16 protein-coding genes are annotated in these 19,058 nt (G+C 71.8%); 6 read left to right on the top strand and 10 right to left on the bottom strand.

Annotated features, from left to right (window positions below; all coding sequences use genetic code 11):
- Nucleotides 1-137: 137 nt before the first annotated feature.
- The gene (locus ACVUH9_RS19795) at nt 138-1,214 is read right to left on the bottom strand and encodes a class I fructose-bisphosphate aldolase (RefSeq protein ID WP_475760085.1); all 1,077 of its coding nucleotides are present in this window, start codon (nt 1,212-1,214) and stop codon (nt 138-140) included.
- Between the two features lie 247 nt (nt 1,215-1,461).
- Here ACVUH9_RS19795 and ACVUH9_RS19790 point away from each other — a divergent pair, with 247 nt between their 5' ends.
- The 3 genes from ACVUH9_RS19790 to ACVUH9_RS19780 all read left to right on the top strand — a co-directional run bounded on the left by ACVUH9_RS19790 (nt 1,462) and on the right by ACVUH9_RS19780 (nt 2,996).
- A complete protein-coding gene (locus tag ACVUH9_RS19790) occupies nt 1,462-2,064 on the top strand; it encodes a thermonuclease family protein (protein WP_475760083.1) in 603 nt (200 codons plus the stop codon).
- Nucleotides 2,061-2,315, top strand: coding sequence for a hypothetical protein (locus ACVUH9_RS19785; RefSeq protein WP_475760080.1), 255 nt, complete (start codon nt 2,061-2,063; stop codon nt 2,313-2,315). Before ACVUH9_RS19790 ends, ACVUH9_RS19785 begins: the two co-directional genes overlap by 4 nt.
- 81 nt (nt 2,316-2,396) lie before the next feature.
- Entirely contained in the window at nt 2,397-2,996 is a 600-nt protein-coding gene (locus tag ACVUH9_RS19780) for a hypothetical protein (protein WP_475760078.1), read from the top strand.
- 126 nt (nt 2,997-3,122) lie between these two features.
- Here the strand turns inward: ACVUH9_RS19780 and ACVUH9_RS19775 are convergent, their stop codons facing one another.
- The 3 genes from ACVUH9_RS19775 to eno form a co-directional block, all read right to left on the bottom strand.
- On the bottom strand, nt 3,123-3,446 hold the full coding sequence (locus ACVUH9_RS19775; protein ID WP_475760076.1) for a hypothetical protein: 324 nt from the start codon (nt 3,444-3,446) through the stop codon (nt 3,123-3,125).
- A gap of 121 nt (nt 3,447-3,567) precedes the next feature.
- Nucleotides 3,568-3,906: a septum formation initiator family protein gene (locus ACVUH9_RS19770; RefSeq protein ID WP_475760074.1), complete on the bottom strand. Its 339-nt coding sequence runs from the start codon at nt 3,904-3,906 to the stop codon at nt 3,568-3,570.
- A gap of 240 nt (nt 3,907-4,146) precedes the next feature.
- Entirely contained in the window at nt 4,147-5,430 is a 1,284-nt protein-coding gene (gene eno / locus ACVUH9_RS19765) for a phosphopyruvate hydratase (RefSeq protein WP_475760072.1), read from the bottom strand.
- A 267-nt stretch (nt 5,431-5,697) separates the two neighbouring features.
- On the opposite strand from eno, the gene ACVUH9_RS19760 reads away from it, so the two are divergent.
- Nucleotides 5,698-6,051, top strand: a complete 354-nt coding sequence (locus ACVUH9_RS19760) for a peptidoglycan-binding domain-containing protein (protein ID WP_475760070.1) — start codon at nt 5,698-5,700, stop codon at nt 6,049-6,051.
- An 85-nt stretch (nt 6,052-6,136) separates the two neighbouring features.
- On the opposite strand, the gene mazG is transcribed toward ACVUH9_RS19760, so the two are convergent.
- The 3 genes from mazG to mfd all read right to left on the bottom strand — a co-directional run bounded on the left by mazG (nt 6,137) and on the right by mfd (nt 11,789).
- Nucleotides 6,137-7,036, bottom strand: coding sequence for a nucleoside triphosphate pyrophosphohydrolase (gene mazG / locus ACVUH9_RS19755; RefSeq protein WP_475760068.1), 900 nt, complete (start codon nt 7,034-7,036; stop codon nt 6,137-6,139).
- Nucleotides 7,037-7,109: 73 nt separating this feature from the next.
- The gene (locus ACVUH9_RS19750; RefSeq protein WP_475760066.1) at nt 7,110-8,264 is read right to left on the bottom strand and encodes a peptidyl-prolyl cis-trans isomerase; all 1,155 of its coding nucleotides are present in this window, start codon (nt 8,262-8,264) and stop codon (nt 7,110-7,112) included.
- A gap of 66 nt (nt 8,265-8,330) precedes the next feature.
- Entirely contained in the window at nt 8,331-11,789 is a 3,459-nt protein-coding gene (gene mfd, locus ACVUH9_RS19745; RefSeq protein ID WP_475760064.1) for a transcription-repair coupling factor, read from the bottom strand.
- Between the two features lie 332 nt (nt 11,790-12,121).
- On the opposite strand from mfd, the gene ACVUH9_RS19740 reads away from it, so the two are divergent.
- Together ACVUH9_RS19740 and guaB are read left to right on the top strand one after the other, a co-directional pair.
- Nucleotides 12,122-13,450, top strand: a complete 1,329-nt coding sequence (locus tag ACVUH9_RS19740) for an amino acid permease (protein ID WP_475760093.1) — start codon at nt 12,122-12,124, stop codon at nt 13,448-13,450.
- A 136-nt stretch (nt 13,451-13,586) separates the two neighbouring features.
- Nucleotides 13,587-15,125: an IMP dehydrogenase gene (guaB, locus tag ACVUH9_RS19735; protein ID WP_475760062.1), complete on the top strand. Its 1,539-nt coding sequence runs from the start codon at nt 13,587-13,589 to the stop codon at nt 15,123-15,125.
- Between the two features lie 415 nt (nt 15,126-15,540).
- On the opposite strand, the gene pth is transcribed toward guaB, so the two are convergent.
- The 3 genes from pth to ACVUH9_RS19720 all read right to left on the bottom strand — a co-directional run bounded on the left by pth (nt 15,541) and on the right by ACVUH9_RS19720 (nt 19,027).
- Nucleotides 15,541-16,146, bottom strand: coding sequence for an aminoacyl-tRNA hydrolase (gene pth, locus ACVUH9_RS19730; protein ID WP_475760060.1), 606 nt, complete (start codon nt 16,144-16,146; stop codon nt 15,541-15,543).
- A gap of 57 nt (nt 16,147-16,203) precedes the next feature.
- Entirely contained in the window at nt 16,204-16,851 is a 648-nt protein-coding gene (locus ACVUH9_RS19725; RefSeq protein WP_475760058.1) for a 50S ribosomal protein L25, read from the bottom strand.
- Between the two features lie 82 nt (nt 16,852-16,933).
- On the bottom strand, nt 16,934-19,027 hold the full coding sequence (locus ACVUH9_RS19720; protein WP_475760055.1) for a glycoside hydrolase family 2 protein: 2,094 nt from the start codon (nt 19,025-19,027) through the stop codon (nt 16,934-16,936).
- Between the last annotated feature and the right edge of the window lie 31 nt (nt 19,028-19,058).

Here is a 19,058-nt window from a genome sequence, read left to right as displayed (position 1 = left end):
ACCCCGCGGGTCCGTCTGAGGTGTTCGTGGACCGAGCAGGTCGGCACGCGTGGACCGAGAGCTGGGCGCCAGCCCTGCCGAGGTCCACGCGTGCCGAGATGCGAAGCGTCCACGGACGCCTCAGACGACCCGCGGTCTTACGCGATCGTGATCTGCGGCTCGAGGTAGACGTCCTGGATCGCGTTCAGGAGCGCGATCCCGTCGGCCAGCGGGCGCTGGAACGCCTTGCGGCCGGAGATCAGGCCGGTGCCGCCCGCGCGCTTGTTGATGACGGCCGTCTTGACGGCCTCGGCGAGATCGCTCTCGCCGGAGGACGCGCCGCCGGAGTTGATCAGGCCGGCGCGGCCCATGTAGCAGTTGGCCAGCTGGTAGCGGGTCAGGTCGATCGGGTGATCGGTGGTCAGCTCGCTGTAGACCAGCGGGTGCGTCTTCCCGACCTTGATCGCGTTGAAGCCGCCGTTGAGCTCGGGCAGCTTCTGCTTGATGATGTCGGCCTCGATCGTGACGCCGAGGTGGTTGGCCTGGCCCGTCAGGTCGGCGGCCGTGTGGTAATCGACGCCGTCGACCTTGAAGGCCGAGTTGCGCAGGTAGCACCAGAGGATCGTGGCCATGCCGAGGCGATGGGCCTCCTCGAAGGCCTGGGCGACCTCGACGATCTGGCGGTTCGACTCCGGCGAGCCGAAGTAGATCGTCGCGCCGACGGCGGCGGCGCCGAGGTCGTACGCGCGCTGGACCGACGAGAAGCTGATCTGGTCGTAGGTCTCCGGCAGCGACAGGAACTCGTTGTGGTTGAGCTTCACCACGAACGGGATCTTGTGCGCGTGGCTGCGGCTGACCGCGCCCAGCACGCCGAGCGTCGAGGCGACGGCGTTGCAGCCGCCCTCGATCGCGAGCTCGACGATGTTCGCCGGGTCGAAGTAGGCCGGGTTCGGCGCGAAGCTGGCCGCGCCCGAGTGCTCGATGCCCTGGTCGACGGGCAGGATCGAGACGTAGCCGGTGCCGCCGAGGCGGCCATGGTCGAACAGCCGCTGGAGGTTGCCCAGCGTGCGGTTGTTGCGGTCGGTCGCGGAGTAGATGCGGTCGACGAAGTCGCTGCCCGGGAGGTGCAGCTGGGAGGCGTCGATCGTCTGCGACCGGTGCTCGAGGAGCGACGAGGCCTCGTCGCCGAGCAGCTCCGTGACGCGGTCGATCGTCGATGCGGTCTGAACAGCCATGTCGGTCCTTCGCGGTTGATGTTGACCCCGCGTCCGTGGCGCCTGAAGACGCTGCGGTCGGTGGTCCTGCGGGGTTTCTCGACGGGGGATTCGACGGCGCGAGCCGAAGCGGCGAGGCGCGGATGGTACCCGATCGTCGGCGAGAAACGCCCTGTACTGCGACGCATCGTCTTCATCCGGTGCCGATCTCGTGCCGATCGCGCGGCGACGGCGTCGGCGGACGACCCCCGCGATAGACCTCGCCCCCGTGCCCCGTGCCGCTCCTCCATGGTACCCCTCGACCGCGCTGTTGCTCGTCTCCGCCGCGGTCGGCGGCTGGGTCGGTGCGCGTAGCGGCTGCGCGTCGTCGTCGGACCCGTCCGGCGGCGCAGCCTCCCCGTCGCGCGTCGCCGCGCTGCTGGCCGCTCCCGGGGCGCGGGCCACGGTCGAGCGGGTCCTCGACGGCGACACCGTCGTCGTCCGCTTCGACGACGCCGGACGCCGCCGCCGGGCCGACGTCCGCTATCTCGGCGTCGACGCACCGGAGTCGGTCCATCCCCGCCAGCCGGTCGGCTGCTTCGGCCCGGCGGCAGCCCGCGTCAACCGCGCCTGGGTCGCGGGACGGCAGGTCCGGCTGCGGTTCGATCGTGAGCCCGTCGACCGCTACGGACGCCTGCTGGCAGCGCTGACGCCCGACGGCTGGACCCGCTCCGTCAGCGAGCGGCTGGTGGCCGAGGGCTACGCCCGCGTCCTCGCGATCGCCCCGAACGGGGCGACCGCCGCACGCCTGCGACGGCTCCAGCGGGGCGCCCGGCACGCGCGGCGCGGGCTGTGGCGGGTCTGCCGCGATGCTCTACGCTCAGGCTCGTGACCTCGCCGCGTCAACGCCACCGCGGGTCGCTCGACGAGCTCGAGCGGCGACTCGCGCGTGAGACCGAGATCGCCAAGCGCCAGCGCGAGAAGATGCTGCGCGACGTCGAGCGCCGGGAGGCGATGCGCGAGTTCGACGCCGTCAAGCGCCGCCGCGGCCTCCGCTACCTGATGCTGTTCGCGGTCCTGACCCTGACCGCGGTGCTCGTCACGCTGGTCATGTTCCGGGTCCTGACGATCGTCTTCACCTAGCTCTGCGCACGGTCCTGCGACCGCGTCGCGCGCGACCTGCACGCGCCCGGGACCCTATGGGCGGTAGATTGGCCTGCATACATGGCACGCCGTTCGCTTCGTCCCCATCTCAACCAGATCCGCACCTGGGTGCGTCAGGGCCGCACCGACGCATGGGTCGCGCACCAGCTCGAGGTCACCGGTCCGGAGATCGCTGACTTCAAGGCGAAGAACGACCTGACGGCCGCCGCGCCGGACGATCCGCAGTCGATCGTCGCCCCGGAGGAGGTCGACCTCCGCGCCGAGGACGACGCCCAGATCGCCGTCGAGCTGGAGGCCGCCGAGGCCGCCCGCAAGGCCGAAGAGGAGCGCAAGGCCGCCGAGGAGGCCGCCGCTGCCGCCGAGCGCGCCGCTCAGGCAGCAGCACGCGCCGCTGCCGGGGAGGACGAGGAGGACGAGGACGGCAAGTCCCGTCGCCGCCGCGGAGGCCGCCGTCGCCGCCGCAGCACGTCGTCGACGACCGTCTTCGAGGGCACCTTCGATCACGGCGACGAGGGCTACGGCCTGTGGCTCGACCCGGCCGTCGCGGATTCCGCGCTCTACGCCGAGCACTGGGCCGGCCACCGCCCGGTCGAGGTCACGATCGAGGGCGATCAGATCATCATCCGCCGCGCGGGCGAGTCCGCCGGCGACCAGGGCTGAGCTCCAGGCCCGTACCGTTCCCGGCGCTCCGTCCGGGAACGTCCCCCTCCGACGCCGCCGGCTGAGCCTCTCAGCCGGTCAGAGCGGGGTCTCGGGCGGCATCTCCGCGCCGCCCTCCCGGCTTCCTCAGTCCTCGCGGACGATCAGCCGTCCGCCGCCCCAGTCCTGGGCCTGGCCGAGGTAGCGGTAGAAGGCCGCGTCGGCGACGCGCGCGTCCCACGCGTCCGGGTCCTCCGGCGCGACCTGCGCCGCCAGGTCGAGCGCCCAACCGGTGCCGCGCTCGTAGAGCGCGACCAGCTCGTCGGTGGTGAAGGCCCCGCCCAGTCGCCGGCGCAGCTCGTCGTAGGTCGCCATCGCGACGGCCTCGGCCCGCAGGCTCGGGCGCCCCTCGAGGGTCGCCAGGTAGCGCTCACCGCTCCGCCATTGCTCGACCGCCAGCATCAACCGCACGGACTTGAGGCTAGCGGGCCGCCTCCCGCGGCCCACCAACCCCTGTCCTGCACGACCTGCCATCGGCCCGCCACGTCACGACCGTCCAGGGACGATCCGCGACGCCGTGGGCCCAGGCGGGTCAGTCGTTCGGCAGCCCACGCACGACGTAGGCCCGCTCACCCTCGCGGACCATCCCCAGTCGGCGTGCTTCCACGGCCATCCCGCGCGCGGTGCTGAGGCGGGCCTTGTCCGCCTTCAGCTGCTTGGCGCTGGCCTGCAGCTTCACCAGCCGCTGCTCCTGCTCCCCCGCGGTGCTGCGGGCGCTCACCCAGTCGAGGGCGGGGCGCACGTAGCTGGAGGCCATCAGGAGCAGCAGCAGGACGAGCGCGACCCGTCCGAGACGCGCCTTGTTGACGGCGATGCTCGGACGAGACTGCGGCTGCCCGGCACGGGGTCCGGAGGTCGTGGCGCTGCTCACGACGGGGTCTTTCGCCGGGACCCGGCGGGTTCCTCGCGCCGCACAGCGTCTTGCACCGGAGCGCGCGGACGGGGTGCAAGATCGCTTGCACGACCCCCGAACGCGCGTTCGCCCCGGTTGCGTCTGAGGTGGTCGTGGACCACGCAGGTCGGGCCGGATGATGCGAGAGCTGGACACCAGTCCTGCCGAGCTTCACCCGGCCCGAGATGCGCCGCTTCCACGGCCACCGCAGACCAACCGCTAGGAGCGGAAGACGCTCTTCCCCGGGTAGACCGCGGCCGAGCCCAGCGCCTCCTCGATCCGGAGCAGCTGGTTGTACTTCGCAACGCGATCGGAGCGCGACGGGGCGCCGGTCTTGATCTGGCCGCAACCGGTGGCGACGGCGAGATCGGCGATCGTCGTGTCCTCGGTCTCGCCCGAACGGTGCGACATGACCGCGGTGTAGCCGGCGGCGCGGGCCATCCGGATCGCCTCGAGGGTCTCGGTCAGGGTCCCGATCTGGTTGACCTTGATCAGGATCGAGTTGGCGGTGGCGGTGTCGATCCCGCGCTTCAGGCGCTCGGGGTTGGTGACGAAGAGGTCGTCGCCGACGAGCTGGACGCGGTCGCCGAGGGCTTCGGTCAGCGTCTTCCAGCCGTCCCAGTCCTCCTCGTCCATGCCGTCCTCGATCGAGAGGATCGGGTACTTGCCCGCCTTGTCGGCCCAGTACTCGGCCAGCTCGGCGGCGGTCAGGCTGCGGCCTTCGTGCTCCAGCACGTAGACGCCGCCCTTGAAGATCTCCGAGGTCGCGGGATCGAGCGCGATCCCGACCTGCTCACCCGGCTGGTAGCCGGCCTTCTCGATCCCGTCGACCAGGACCTGGAGCGCCTCCTCGTTGGAGGAGAGGTTCGGGGCGAAGCCGCCCTCGTCGCCGACCGACGTCGCCATCCCGCGGTCGTGCAGCAGCGCCTTGAGGTGGTGGAAGATCTCGGTGCCGACCCGCAGCCCCTCGGAGAACGTCTCGAACCCGAACGGGACGATCATGAACTCCTGGAAGTCGACGGAGTTATCCGCGTGCGACCCGCCGTTGAGCACGTTCATCATCGGCACCGGGAGGGTGACGCCGGCACCGGGCGCGTCGACCTGGAGGTGCTTCCAGAGCGGGACGCCGGCGTCGGCGGCCGCGGCGCGAGCAGCGGCGAGCGAGACGCCGAGGATCGCGTTGGCGCCGAGGCGCGACTTGTTCGGCGTGCCGTCGAGATCGATCAGGGCCTGGTCGAGGCCGGCCTGGTCGCTCACGTCGCGGCCCTTGACGGCCGCAGCGATCTCGCCGTTGACGTGGCCGACGGCCTGGGTCACGCCCTTGCCGAGGTAGGCCGCGCCGCCGTCGCGCAGCTCGGTGGCCTCGAACTCGCCGGTCGAGGCGCCGGACGGCACCGCGGCACGGCCGGTCGCCCCCGACGACAGGACGACCTCGACCTCGACGGTCGGGTTGCCGCGACTGTCGAGGATTTGGCGGCCGAGGACGGACTCGATCTGACTCATGGCCCGACAGTCTGCCGGGCGTCGCCACGGGACGCGTCGTCGGGGACATGACCGGGCCGGCACGGGCCCGCCCTCGGGGTGCATCCGGGGGCCCGTCGGGGGAATCCCCCATGGTGGACGGGCGGCCCTTCGGGCACGATCGGTGTCAGCGTCGACCTCCCGTCCCGACGCCGCGCACGACGCCCAGACGATCCCCAGCCGGACCCCGGCTGTCGCCCACCTGTCACTGCGACGCTCGCTCCCCTGACGCACGACCGAACCCGAACCATGCCCACGCTCCGCCTCGCCCCCGACACCCTCGCCGTCCCCCCGGCACGCTCCCGCCGCACGTCGCCGGTCCGTACCGACCTCTGGCACGCGCTGGCGACGTTGTTCGTGCCCGGGGCCGCCGGGGACGACGTCGTCCCCGCGATCCACGCTGCCGACGCCCAGGCGTTGCTCGTCGCGATCGGCCTGCTGCCCGTGGACACGAACAGCGACCGCTGGGACGCGCCGACCGTCGAAGCCGTGCAGCGCTTCCAGCGCAGCCGGGGACTGCCGGTCACCGGCGTCGCAGACCACCGCACCGCCGACGCGCTGCTGGTCGCCGCGGATCGCCGCACGACGGCCCTCGCCGCCTGAGCCGCGCCCAGGAGCACCCCGGAGACGCGCTCTGCCACCGGGGGCGGCGTCCGTGCGGACACCGCTCCCGCCGCCCGCGGCCCGTTCAGCCTTCGGACGGGTCGCGCTCGGGACCCCGGTCGGCGTAGACCACCTGCGCGTAGTAGCCGAGCCGCTCGTCGTCGCCGAGCTCACCCCAGCCGCGCCCCGCGGCCTCCGCCAGCTGCTCGGCCCGGAGGATCCGCTCCCGGAAGCGGGCGCTCGCCGAGCGCAGGGCGATCTCCGGATCGGTCTTGGTCTTCCGGGCGACGTTGGTGACCGCGAAGAGCGTGTCCCCCAGCGCCGTGTAGACGGACGGGGCGTGTCCCGCCCGCACCGCCTCGGTGAGGCGCTCCAGCTCGGCGCGGGCGGCCTCCAGCGCGTCCTCGACCCCGATCGGGTCGAAGCCGCTGCTCGCCGCCCGGCGCTGGACCTTGCGCGCGTAGAGCAGCGAGGGCAGGTTCTCGGGCACCTCGCCGAAGATCCCGCGCTCGCGCCCGGCCTCGGTCTGCTTGATCTGGTCCCAGTTGGCGAGCACCGAGTCGGCGTCGGTGACGTCGCGCAGCGCCGGGTCGGCCGTCTCGACGATCCGCCCCTCGGCCGCGTGGGCGGCGGCGTCGACCTCCAGCAGCTCGCGCATCTCCGCGCTGTCGGGCGCGAACACGTGCGGATGCCGGCGGATCAGCTTGCGGCGGCAGTGGGCCGCGACGGCGGCGAGGTCGCCCGCTCCCCGCTCCTCGAGCAGGAGCGAGAGGAAGTGGACCTGGAAGAGCACGTCGCCGAGCTCGTCGCGGAGCTTGGCGTCGTCCCCCGAGTTCGCGGCGTCAGCCAGCTCGTAGGCCTCCTCGAGCGTGTGCGGGACGATCGTCCGCTCGTTCTGCTCTTGGTCCCACGGGCACTCGATGCGCAGACGACGGGTGATGTCGTCCAACGCTCCGAGGGCCTCGGTGATCTCGTCGCGCGCCACCGGGCCAACGCTACCGCCCGGGCGGCGCGCGCGACGAGGACCCGTTGCCCAGGCGGGCCGGGTCCCCCTCGGACTACTGGGCCGGAACGGCGCCCGTCGTCGTCTTCGGCTTCGGCTGGTTCTTGCAGAAGGGCACGTCGTTGTACCCGTCACGGCACTCCGTCTTGTCCTTCCACTTCTTCAGCACGTCCGTCTGCCACTTCGTCCAGGCTTCCTGCGGCTTCTGCTGCGTGAGCTGCTGCTTGATCGTCGCCTTGACCTTGTCGAACGGCACGACCTTGGACGGCGTGATCGTGTCGACGCGGAGGATGTAGTAGCCGGTCTCGGTCTTGATCGGACCGACCAGCTCGCCCTTCTTGGCCTTGAACGCGGCGTTCTCGAGCGCCCGCTCCTGCTGGCCCTTGGCGACGCCCTTCAGCTGACCGCCGGCCTTCTTCGTGACCTCGTCGACCGAGTACTTCTTGGCGACGGTGGCGAAGCTGTCGCCGTTCTCGAGCGCCTTCTTGGCCTGGTTCGCCTTGGCCTCGGTCTTGGCGAGGATGACGTGCAGGTCGCGCGTCTCCGGCTGCGTGTACTGCGCCTTGTTCTTCTCGTAGTACTTCTGGACGTCGGCGTCGGTGATCTTGCTGGCCTGCTTGGAGATCTTCTCCTGCAGCTTCTGGGCCAGCAGCTCGCCCTTGACCTGGTTGCGGATGACGTCGACCTTGAGGCCGGTCAGCGCGGTGAACTTCGCCAGGTTCTCCTTGCCGCCGATGACCTGCGTCATCGTGGCCGGGAGCTGCTTGTCGATCGCCTTGTCGTCGACGTTGACCTTCTCGTCCTTGGCCTCGGAGGAGATGATCTCGTCGCGGAGCAGCTGGCTCATGGCGGCGGTCTTCAGCTGCTTCTCGAGGTTGACGCAGTAGTCCTTGACCTGTGCGTCGGTGACCTTCTGGCCCTTCGGGACCGACTTCTTCACCTCCGCGATGCACTCCGTGAACGGCGCCTTGAAGACGACGAGCTTGGGGGTCGCGGACTTGAAGAGCTTGCCGCCGAGGACCTGCTGGCTGGCCTGGACGTTCAGGTACTTCAGGCTGTTCTCGTAGTCGGACTTGCTGATCTGGGTTCCGTCCGCGTCGGCGACGGAATCACCGGACAGGCCGCCGCAGCCAACGAGCGCGGCAGAGGCAGGGACACCGATCGCGCAGACGAGAAGCGCGGTTCGTGCATTGCGATTGAGTCGAGGCATCGGCGGGAGAGTAGCGGCCAGACATAAGCTCATGCATAAGGACCCCCAATCGTCGTGTTAGACCTGTCACACAGGGGCCACGCTGAGCGCCGCCGCACGGACCCCATCGGCCGCCGCCACGACCGCCTCCAGCCGCTCCGGACCCTCCTTCGGCACGGTCACCGTGATCCGCGAGTGCCCGCCCTCGTACTTCGGCTGAAGGCCGCTGCCGCTGAACTCCTCGCGCAGCCGAGCGAGGCCATCCGCGTCCAGCTCGATCGGGGTCGCGGTCAGCTTCGTTCCCCGCAGCGAGACCACCCGGCAACCGGCCTCGCCGAAGCGGATCCGGGCCCGCTGCAGCTCGACCAGGTTCAGCAGCGGCTCGGGCAGCGCCCCGAACCGGTCCTCGAGCTCGCCGCGCAGCTCCTCCAGCTCGGCGACGTCGTAGGCGCCCGCGATCCGCCGGTGGACGTCGACCTTGGCCTGCTCGTAGGGCACGTACTCGGCCGGCACGTAGGCCGTGATCTGCGCGTCGAACCGGACCGGCTCGCGCTCGTCCTCGGTCCGCTGCTCGCCGGACTTGGCCGCCTCCTCCGCCTCGCGCTCGGCGACGGCCTGCTCCAGCATCGACAGGTACAGCTCGAAGCCGAGCGCCGCGACGTGCCCGGACTGCTCGTCGCCGAGCAGGTTGCCGGCCCCGCGCAGCTCGAGGTCGCGCATCGCGATCTGGAAGCCGGAGCCGAGCTCGGTGTAGTCGGCCAACGCCGTCAGCCGGTGCATCGCGTCCTCGGTCAGCGCCGCCGCCGACGGGTACAGCAGGTACGCGTAGCCGCGCTCGCGACCACGGCCGACGCGACCACGGATCTGGTAGAGCTGGCTCAGCCCGAAGAGGTCCGAGCGATCGACGATCAGCGTGTTCGCCTGCGGGATGTCGATCCCCGACTCGATGATCGACGTCGACACCAGCACGTCGGCCTCGCCCCGGAGGAACCGCATCATGTGGTCCTCCAGCTGCTGGTCGCTCATCTGGCCGTGGGCGACCTCGAAGCTCATGTCCGGGCAGAGGCCGCGCAGCCGGCTCGCGGTCTCGTCGATCGTCTCGACCCGGTTGTGGAGGAAGAACGACTGGCCGCCGCGGTCCTTCTCGCGCTTGAGCGCCTGGCGGACCAGCTGCTCGTCGTACTCGCCGACGTAGGTCTTGACCGGCCGCCGGCCCTCGGGCGCGGTCTCGATCGTCGAGATGTCGCGGAGGCCGGCCAGCGACATCTGGAGCGTGCGCGGGATCGGGGTCGCCGACATCGCGATCACGTCGACCTTGAGCTTGAGCTGGCGCAGCAGCTCCTTCTGCTTGACCCCGAACCGCTGCTCCTCGTCGACCACGATCAGGCCGAGGTCGCGACCGACGACGTCGCGGCCGAGGATCCGGTGGGTGCCGATCAGGACGTCGACCTTGCCCTCGTTGAAGGCCTGGACGACGACCCGCTGCTCGGCGGCCGAGCGGAACCGCGAGACGTGGTCGACGGTCAACGGCAGGTCGCGGAGGCGGTCCGCGAAGGTCCCGAAGTGCTGCTGCGCGAGGATCGTCGTCGGCGCCAGGATCAGGACCTGCTTGCCGTCGGCGGCGGCCTTGACCGCCGCGCGCAGCGCGACCTCGGTCTTGCCGAAGCCGACGTCGCCGCAGATCAGCCGGTCCATCGGCCGCTCGGACTCCATGTCCGCCTTGACCGCGTCGATCGCGTCGAGCTGGTCGACCGTCTCCTTGTAGGGGAACTTGGCCTCGAACTCCTCGACCAGCTCGCCGTCGGGCGGGAACTGGTGGCCGCGGCGCGCGCGGCGCTCGGCGTAGAGGTTGATCAGCTCGCCGGCCATCTCGTGCGCGGCCTTGCGGGCCCGCGTCTTGATCAGCTCCCAGCCCTTGCCCCCGAGCTTGGAGAGCGTCGGCTGGGCGCCCCCGCCGGTCACGTAGCGGGTGATCTTCGCCAGCTGGTCGACGGGGACGAAGACCTTGTCGGCGCCGTCGAACTGGAGCTTCAGGTAGTCGCGGGTGACGCCGCCGACGGTCTTGGTGTCGAAGCCGTCGAAGCGGGCGATCCCGTGGTCCTCGTGGACGACGATGTCGCCGGTCCGGAGGTCGGCGAAGCTCTTCAGCGCCCCCTTGCGCCCGGCCCGGCGCCGCGAGTCGTCGTCGGCCTCGGTCTTGCGCCGACGCATCAGCCGGTGGTCGGGCAGGACCGCCAGCTGCATCCCGGCCGCGATGAAGCCGTGGCGGAGGTCCGCGATCACGAACCCGGCGCGGTCGCGGTCGAAGTCGCCCTCGCCGACCCACTGGGCCCGCACCCGCGAGAGGTTGTAGGCGGCGCGGTCGCCGTCGCCCTGGCGGCGCCAGGTCACGACCGTCCGGTAGCCGGACCGCAGCAGCTTCTCGAGCTCGGTCTCGGCCGCGGTCAGGTTGCGCGCCGCGAGGTCGCCCGACTGGGCGTGGAGCTGGAGGTCCTGGTCCTGGAGCAGGCTCGCGATCCGCAGCTCGGCGCGCTCCTCCAGCTCCTTCAGGACCGTCTCCGGCCGGATGTAGAGGTGCCCGGCGTCCTCGTCGTGGAAGGCCGCGGTGACGTCCTCCCACTGGTCCTGGAGCGCGGGAGCGATCTCCTCGTCGGCGACCAGCACGACGACCGCGTCCTTCGGGACCAGGTCGAGGAAGCTGCCGAAGCGGTCGACCGGCAGCAGCCCGGCGACGTCGGGCCGCTCGTCGTTGTCGTCCTTGCGCAGCTCGGCGGCGATCTCGGCCGACTCGCGGTACTCGGCGGCCAGCTCCGCCGCAGGGGCGATCTCGACCTGCTCCAGCTCCCCGAGCGAGCGCTGCGTGAAGACCGAGAAGGCCCGGATCGACTCGATCTCGACGTCGAACAGGTCGACCCGGACCGGGTTGTCCTCGGTCGCCGGGAAGACGTCGAGGATCCCGCCGCGGACGGCGAACTGCCCGCGGTCGCTGACCTGGTCGACGCGCTCGTAGCCGCAGCGGACGAGGTCGACCGCGCCCTCGTCGAGGTCGAGCAGCTCGCCGACCTTGAGCGCGAACCCGTGCGGACGCAGCTCCGGATCGGGAACCGTCTCCGACAGCGCCGCGGCCGACGCCACGACCACCGGCGGCTCGGCGTCGGCGTGGCGGGCCGCCCAGCCCTCGGGGTCGGCGTCCGCCTCCGCGTGGGCGAGCAGCGCGTCGAGCGCGGCCACCCGCATCCCGACGAGATGGGCCGGCGGCGCCAGGTGCGACTCGTAGGCGACCCCGCGCGACGGGTAGAAGCGGACCGGCCGTGGGTGCAACCAGGCCCGCAGATCGCGGGCCAGCTCGCGGGCGGCCTTGTCGTCCGGGGCCACGACCAGCGCCGGGCGGCCGAGCCCGATCGCCCCGTCGACGCCGTCCAGCGCTCCGGCCACCACGAACGGCCGCATCGAGGTCGCGACGAAGACGCGGCCGCCCTCGCGGGCGATCCGGGCCCCGGTCGGTTCGTCGGCGAGGTGGCGGAGGAGCGGGCGGAGGGAGGACATGCGAGCCAACCGGTTCGGGGGCGACACCACGCGTCGGTGGCGGGCCACAGGCGCAACCCGGGCGGCGCCGGGCAGGACGCTCGATTGTACGCCGCTGCGTTCGGCGTGTCCGGCGCCGCCGGCGCCGCGGAGGTCTCCCGGGGGCCCGCCTCCGTCGTCGCCGCGGCACCCGCGGCCGAGCGAGGCGAAGGCGGCCGCAACGCGTGAGAAGCTGGCCCCAACCCGTTCACGACCGGCGATCCCCCGTGCCCGCTCCCGTCTCCTCCCCCGCGCCGAGCCCGCCCACCGACGGGCCGGACTACGCGCGGGTCCTGACGAACGGGCAGATCCAGATGATCGCGATCGGCGGCGCGATCGGGACCGGTCTGTTCCTCGGCGCCGGGACCGCGATCACCAAGGCCGGGCCGAGCCTGATCCTCGCCTACGCCACCGCCGGGATCGTGATCTTCCTGATCATGCGGGCGCTCGGCGAGCTGTTGCTCTACCGCCCGGTCGCCGGCAGCTTCTCGGAGTACGCCCGCGAGTTCATCGGCCCGTTCGCCGGCTTCGCGACCGGCTGGACCTACTGGATCACCTGGGTCGTGACCGGCATGGCCGAGATCACCGCCGCCGGGATCTACGTCCAGTACTGGATCGCGATCCCACAGTGGGTCACGGCGCTGGTCGTCCTCGCTGTCCTGTTCGGCGCCAACCTCGTCTCCGCGAAGGTCTTCGGGACCGCCGAGTTCTGGTTCTCGATGATCAAGGTGCTGACGATCATCGTGATGATCCTGCTCGGGCTCGGGGTCCTGATCTTCGGCTTCGGACCGGCGGGCGACACCGCGACGATCGCCAACCTGTGGCAGCACGGCGGGATCCTGCCCAACGGCCTCTGGCAGGCGCTGCTCGCGCTCCAGGTGGTGATGTTCGCCTACGTCGGCGTCGAGCTGATCGGCGTGACCGCGAGCGAGGCGGCGGATCCGGAGACCGTCCTGCCGCGAGCGGTCAACACGATCCCGTGGCGGATCGGGCTCTTCTACGTCGCCTCGCTGATCGTGATCCTCGCGCTCGTCCCGTGGGACGACTTCCGGGTCGGAGAGAGCCCGTTCGTCCGGGCCTTCGACAGCGTCGGGATCACGGCCGCGGCGGGGATCGTGAACTTCGTCGTGCTGACCGCCGCGCTCTCGTCCTGCAACTCCGGGCTCTTCTCGACCGGCCGGATGCTGCAGTCGCTGGCCGCCCACGGTCAGGCCCCCGCACGGCTCGAGCAGCTCAGCTCGCGCCACGTCCCCGCCGCGGGGATCACCGTCTCCGCAGCGGTGATGGCGATCGGCGTGCTCGTCAACGCGCTCGTGCCGGCGAAGGCGTTCACCTACATCACCTCGATCGCGACGATCGGGATCATCTGGACCTGGGGCACGATCCTCGTCTGCCAGATCCGCTACCGCCGGCAGGCCGACGCCGGGCGGCTGCCGCGCTCGGGCTTCCGGATGCCGGGTGCGCCGACCACCGGCTACGTCGCCCTCGGCTTCCTCGGGTGCGTGCTGCTCCTGCTCGGGTTCGACGCCGACAACCGGGTCGCGCTCTACGCCGCCCCGGTCTGGGCGGCGATCCTGACGTCGATCTGGTTCTTCCGCCGACGGGCCGGCGCGGAGGCCGCGGAGACCACCGAAGCGGACTGACGACCAGGCGACCGGAGCGGATGCACCCAAGGTCCGCCCCCGCGCGCGATACCGTCTATGGACGGACGTCGATTTCGCCGCTGCCGAGCGGCGGGTCGGCACCCGGGTTCCTCGTCGCCGACCCCACCCCGCCGCCATGCCCCATGTATCGCATCTGACGTCCACGGCCGTCGCTCCCGCCACCGAGGCGATCACGCCGAGCGACAAGTTCGTGCTCGAGGGGTTGACCTACGACGACGTCCTGTTGCTTCCCGGGCCGTCCGAGGTCCTGCCCAACGCCGTCACGACCGGCACCTGGCTGACCCGCAACATCCAGCTCAAGGTCCCGCTGCTGTCGGCGGCGATGGACACGGTGACCGAGGCCCGGATGGCGATCGCGATGGCCCGCCAGGGTGGGATCGGGATCCTCCACCGCAACCAGTCGATCGAGGACCAGGCGGCCCAGGTCGACACGGTCAAGCGCTCGGAGGCGGGCATGATCCGCCATCCCGTCACGATCGGTCCGGACGCGACGATCAACGACGCCGACGCGGTGATGGGCCGCTACGGGATCGGCGGCCTGCCGATCTGCGACGAGCAGGGCCACCTGCTCGGGATCGTCACCAACCGCGACATCCGCTTCGAGTCCGACCACGAGCAGCCGCTGCGCTCGGTGATGACGCCGATGCCGCTGGTGACCGCCTCCCCCGGCACCTCCGCCGACGAGGCGATGGCGCTGCTGCGCGAGCACAAGATCGAGAAGCTGCCGCTGGTCGACGGCGACGGCCGCCTCGCCGGCCTGATCACGCTCAAGGACTTCACCAAGACCGAGAAGTACCCCGACGCCTCGAAGGACGGCTCCGGCCGTCTGCTCGTCGGCGCCGCGGTCGGCGTCGGCCCCGACAGCCGCGAGCGGGCCCACGCGCTGGTCGACGCCGGCGTCGACGTGCTGATCGTCGACACCGCCCACGGCCACCAGCGCGGCGTGCTCGACACCGTCAGCCGGGTCAAGCGCGAGACGTCGGTCGACGTGATCGGCGGCAACGTCGCGACCCGCGCCGGCGCGCAGGCGCTGATCGACGCGGGCGCCGACGCCGTCAAGGTCGGCGTCGGACCGGGCTCGATCTGCACCACCCGGATCGTCGCCGGCGTCGGCGTCCCCCAGGTCTCCGCGATCTTCGAGGCGTCCCGCGCGGCCCGGCCGGCCGGCGTGCCGGTGATCGGCGACGGCGGGCTCCAGTTCTCCGGCGACATCGCGAAGGCGATCTCCGCCGGCGCCTCGTCGGTGATGCTCGGGTCGCTGCTGGCGGGCTGCGAGGAGTCCCCCGGCGAGCTCGTCTTCATCAACGGCAAGCAGTTCAAGAGCTACCGCGGCATGGGCTCGCTCGGCGCGATGCAGGGCCGTCAGTCGTTCTCGAAGGACCGCTACTTCCAGGAGAACGTCTCCGGCGACGACAAGCTCGTCCCCGAGGGCGTCGAGGGCCAGGTCCCCTACCGCGGCCCGCTGGCGGCCGTCTCGCACCAGCTGGTCGGCGGCCTGCGGGCGGCGATGGGCTACACCGGTGCGGCGACGATCCAGGACCTCCAGAACGACAGCCAGTTCGTGCGGATCACCTCGGCCGGGCTCAAGGAGAGCCACGCCCACGACATCCACATGACGGTTGAGGCCCCGAACTACATGACGCGTCCCCGCTGAGGGGCGCGTAAGCGCTTCGTATCTCGGCCCGCGTGGGCCTCGGCAGGCCTGGCGGCCAGCTCTCGGACCCACGCGAACCGACCTGCTCGGCTTCCGCATCCCCTCAGCGGGGACGCGGGCCGGCTGGTGTGCGTGGGCGTCGCAGCTCGGCCTACGACCACCTCAGACGCAACCGCCGCGGCTTCGGGCTGAGCATCGGCTCGTGACCGGTTGAGGTTGCGTGCGCTGAGCGCACTCAAGCTCAACCGGTTGACGGTCGGCCAGCGCCCACCCGCCTCGCGCGCCCTGCCCCGCGCCCGCAGCCGGCTCTCGAGCGGGGCCACCAGGGCCACGCGCTTCCCTTCGAGCGCCACCCGCCTCTCAAGCGCCACCCGGCGGCCGAGCACCACCGCCGCGCCGGAGGCGCGGCCCGGGCTCAGGCCAGCTCGCGCTCGCCGAAGACGAGCGACTCGGCGAGGTTGGCGGCCTCGGCGATCAGCGCCTCGACCTCGTCGGCCGGCTGCTGCCAGCGTCCGAGCACGTAGGAGGAGACGATCTCCGGGTCGGTCGAGTCGGGGCGTCCGACGCCGATCCGGACCCGGCCGAAGGTCGGCTCGCCCAGCTCCCGCTTGAGCGACTTGAGGCCGTTGTGGCCGGCGAGCCCGCCACCGAGCCGGCTGCGGATGTCGGCGAAGGCCAGGTCGATCTCGTCGTGCAGGACCAGCACGCGTTCCAGCGGCACCTTCAGCTGCCCGCGCGCCGGCCCGACCGAGCGGCCGGACTCGTTCATGAACGTCTGGGGCAGCAGGACCGCCACGCGCACCGGATCGGTGCCGACAGCGGGGCCGGTCGACGGGCGCGCGGAGCCGGCGTACAGCTCACCGGCGAACTTGGTCCGCGAGCGCCCGAGGTCCCAGCGCTTCGCCAGCTCCCGGGCAACCTGGAAGCCGACGTTGTGCGGCGTGCGCTCGTAGCGCACGCCGGGATTGCCCAGACCGACGACCAACCAGTCGACCGGCGGGATACCGCCGCGAAGGGTCATCGTCTGCCGGGAGAAGAGCAAGGGGTGTCCGGGGCCGCGACGCGGCCCCGGCCGGTGCTACTCGCCGGAAGCGCCCTCGGAGGACTCGCCGGCGACTTCGGTCGTCGGCTCGGTGGTGTCGGCCTCGGCGTCCGGATCGGCGATCGCGCGCGGCGAGCGGAGGTTGACCGCCACCGTCTCGGGATCGTCGACGAGCGAGCCGTTGCCGGGCACGACCGCGTCGCTCAGCGAGAGGTGATGCCCCGGCTGCAGCGTCTTGATCGAGAGCGTGACCGACTCGGGGATGTCGTTCGGCAGCGCCTCGACGGTGACCTCGCGGACCAGGTGCTCGAGGATGCCGCCGAGCTTGATGCCCTCGGCGTCCTCGACGTCGGTCAGCTCCAGCGGGACGATCTGCTGGATCTTCTCCTTGAGGTTCACCCGGAGCAGGTCGACGTGCATGATCTCGCCGCGGACCGGGTGGCGCTGCGTCTCCTTCAGCACGACCGGCTCGGCGGCGCCGCCGTCGATCGAGAGATCGATGACCGCGCCGGACGCGGCCAGGGTGTGGCGCAGGTCGCGGGCGTTGACGGAGATCGAGACCGGAGCCGCGTCACCCCCGTAGATCACTCCCGGAACGCTGCCGGCACGACGAGCACGGCGGGCATCACGCGAGTGTTGGGGTTCGCGAGACGCGACGGCGAGCGATGAAGAGTTCGAGGGCATGACGGCGAGAGATGCTAGCGAAGGAAACGCGTCCTCGCCCCCCGCCCTCGACCTCCTCGGTCGCTACCGGCCTCGCCGGGCCTCAGGCACCCGGCGAGGCGGCGCCGTCACCGGGCGGCGCGGCGGGATCGCCGGTCTCGCTGGTGCCGTCGGCTGCCGTCCGCCCCGGCGGGGACGGCGGGATCGTCACCGGCGTGGTCGGAGCCGGCGCGAGCTGGTTCAGGGCCCCCAGCTCGCCGTGGAGGACCGTCCACGCCGGCTTCTTGCCGCCCTTGAGGTCGAGCAGGCCCTTGGCGTGCCAGGGCGGGGTCGGGAGCGGGTTGCCGCCGGCCCAGTTCGGCCGCACGCGGAACTCGCGCAGGCCCCACCAGAGCGCGCCGGACAGCCACGGCTTCGAGCGGTAGACGGCGAAGTGATACGCGGCGTATGCAGCCTGGAACGCGTAGGTGCCGGGCTCGGTGACGGCGCCGTCGCGGTTGGCCTCGGCGCCGGTCTCGGTGATCATCACCGCCTGCTTCGGGTTGCACGCCCGCAGGCTGTCGAGGAACACGCCGAGCTGGGAGGGATCCGAGAGCGGGTCCGCCGGTCCGCCGTACCAGCCGAAGTAGTCGTTGAGACCGATCAGGTCGAGCGGTGCGTAGGCGGTCTGGCAGCCGTACTTCGTGCCCGACTGACGGGCGTAGGAGAGCGGCCGCGTGGGGTCGAGCTGGTCGACGACCCGGCGCGCGCCCTGGAAGTAGCGGGCGATCGGCGGTCCCGGGTTGGTGGTCATCTCGTTGCCGGCGGACCAGGTGAAGACGGAGGGGTGGTGCGCGTTGGTGGCGATCGTCGTCTTCAGCAGCCGCAGCGCCAGGTCGCGCACGCGGCGCTTGCCGATCTGGCTCTGGCGGACCTGGTAGACCGGGATCTCGGCCCAGACCAGCAGGCCGAGCCGGTCGGCCTCCTCCAGCATCCGCGGGTGGAACGGGTAGTGGCCCCGGATCACCAGGCCGCCGAAGTCCTTCGCCTGGCGCAGCAGCAGGTCCTGGCCGCGGTCGGTCAGCGCGCTGCCGCGCTCGACGTCCATCTCGTGGATGCCGGTGCCGCGGAGGTTGACGTCGACGAAGTTCAGCTGCAACCGGCCGTCGACGACCCGGACCGAGCGGATGCCGGTCCGCGCCCGGAAGCGGGACACGAGCTGGCCCTCGCGCTTGCCGCTGCTGAGGCTCGCCTCGACGGAGGCGAGGTAGAGGTACGGGCGCTTCGGCGACCACAGCTTCGGCTTCGGCACGCCGATCGTCCCGATCACCTCACGGACCTCGCCGCCCTTCAGCTTGACCGTGGCCAGCCGCTTGGCGCGGTCCCCGACGCGGACGACGATGTCCGCCTTGCGGGTCCCCCCGGTCTGGTTGGTCACCGTCGCGCGCACCTTGACCCGGCCGGAGCACGTCCGGCACGGCAGGTCGGGGGTGATCTGGACCGGGGAGAGGTCGAGTTGGTCGGCGTAGCGGAGGACCACCTCACGCGGGATCCCGCCGTCGTTCCACCAGCCGCCGCCGGGCGTCCCGTCCTTCTGGGTCGCCTTCGGCGGGAAGTCCGACAGCTCGCGGCGGCTGTCGGTCCGGACGACGACGGTGACCGTGCCGTCCTTGCGGGCCGCCTTGACCGGCAGCCGCAGCTCGAACGGCTCGTAGGCCCCGCGGTGGCGCCCGACGAGCTTGCCGTTGACCCAGACGGTGCCGGCGATCGCGACCCGCTCGAAGCGGAGGATCCAGCGGCCGCCGGCGCGGTCCTCCGGGATCTTCGGCAGCCGCAGCTCACGCCGGTACCAGGTGATCCCTCCCGCCATCGACTCGACGCCGTTGTCGCCCGCCGTCCAGGTGCTCGGAACCGTGCCAGCGGTCCACCCCTCGGGCGACGCCTGGCGCTCCCAGTGCTGCAGGACGCCGACGCCCTCGACGTCGCGCCGGATCAGCCAGCGCCCGCCGACCGTCCAGCGATCGGCCTGACCGGCGAAGGCGCGGGTGCCGCGGGTCGGCAACGTCGCAGCCGGCCGCGCAGCCGCGGCCCCGTTGGCCGCTGGTGGGTCGTCGTTGGCGGGCGGAGCGGACTGCGCGGACGCGGCGGCGACGGGCAGGATGGAGAGGACAACAGCAAGCGTCGCCGCACGAACGGCGCCCGCAAAGGGACGGTGCATGCCTGCTCTCTAGCACGTCGCGTCGGTCGGC

The sequence above is a fragment of the Patulibacter ginsengiterrae genome (genome assembly GCF_056269115.1).
Note: the sequence above shows the minus strand (reverse complement) of the source record. Positions and strands in the feature narration are given on the sequence as shown.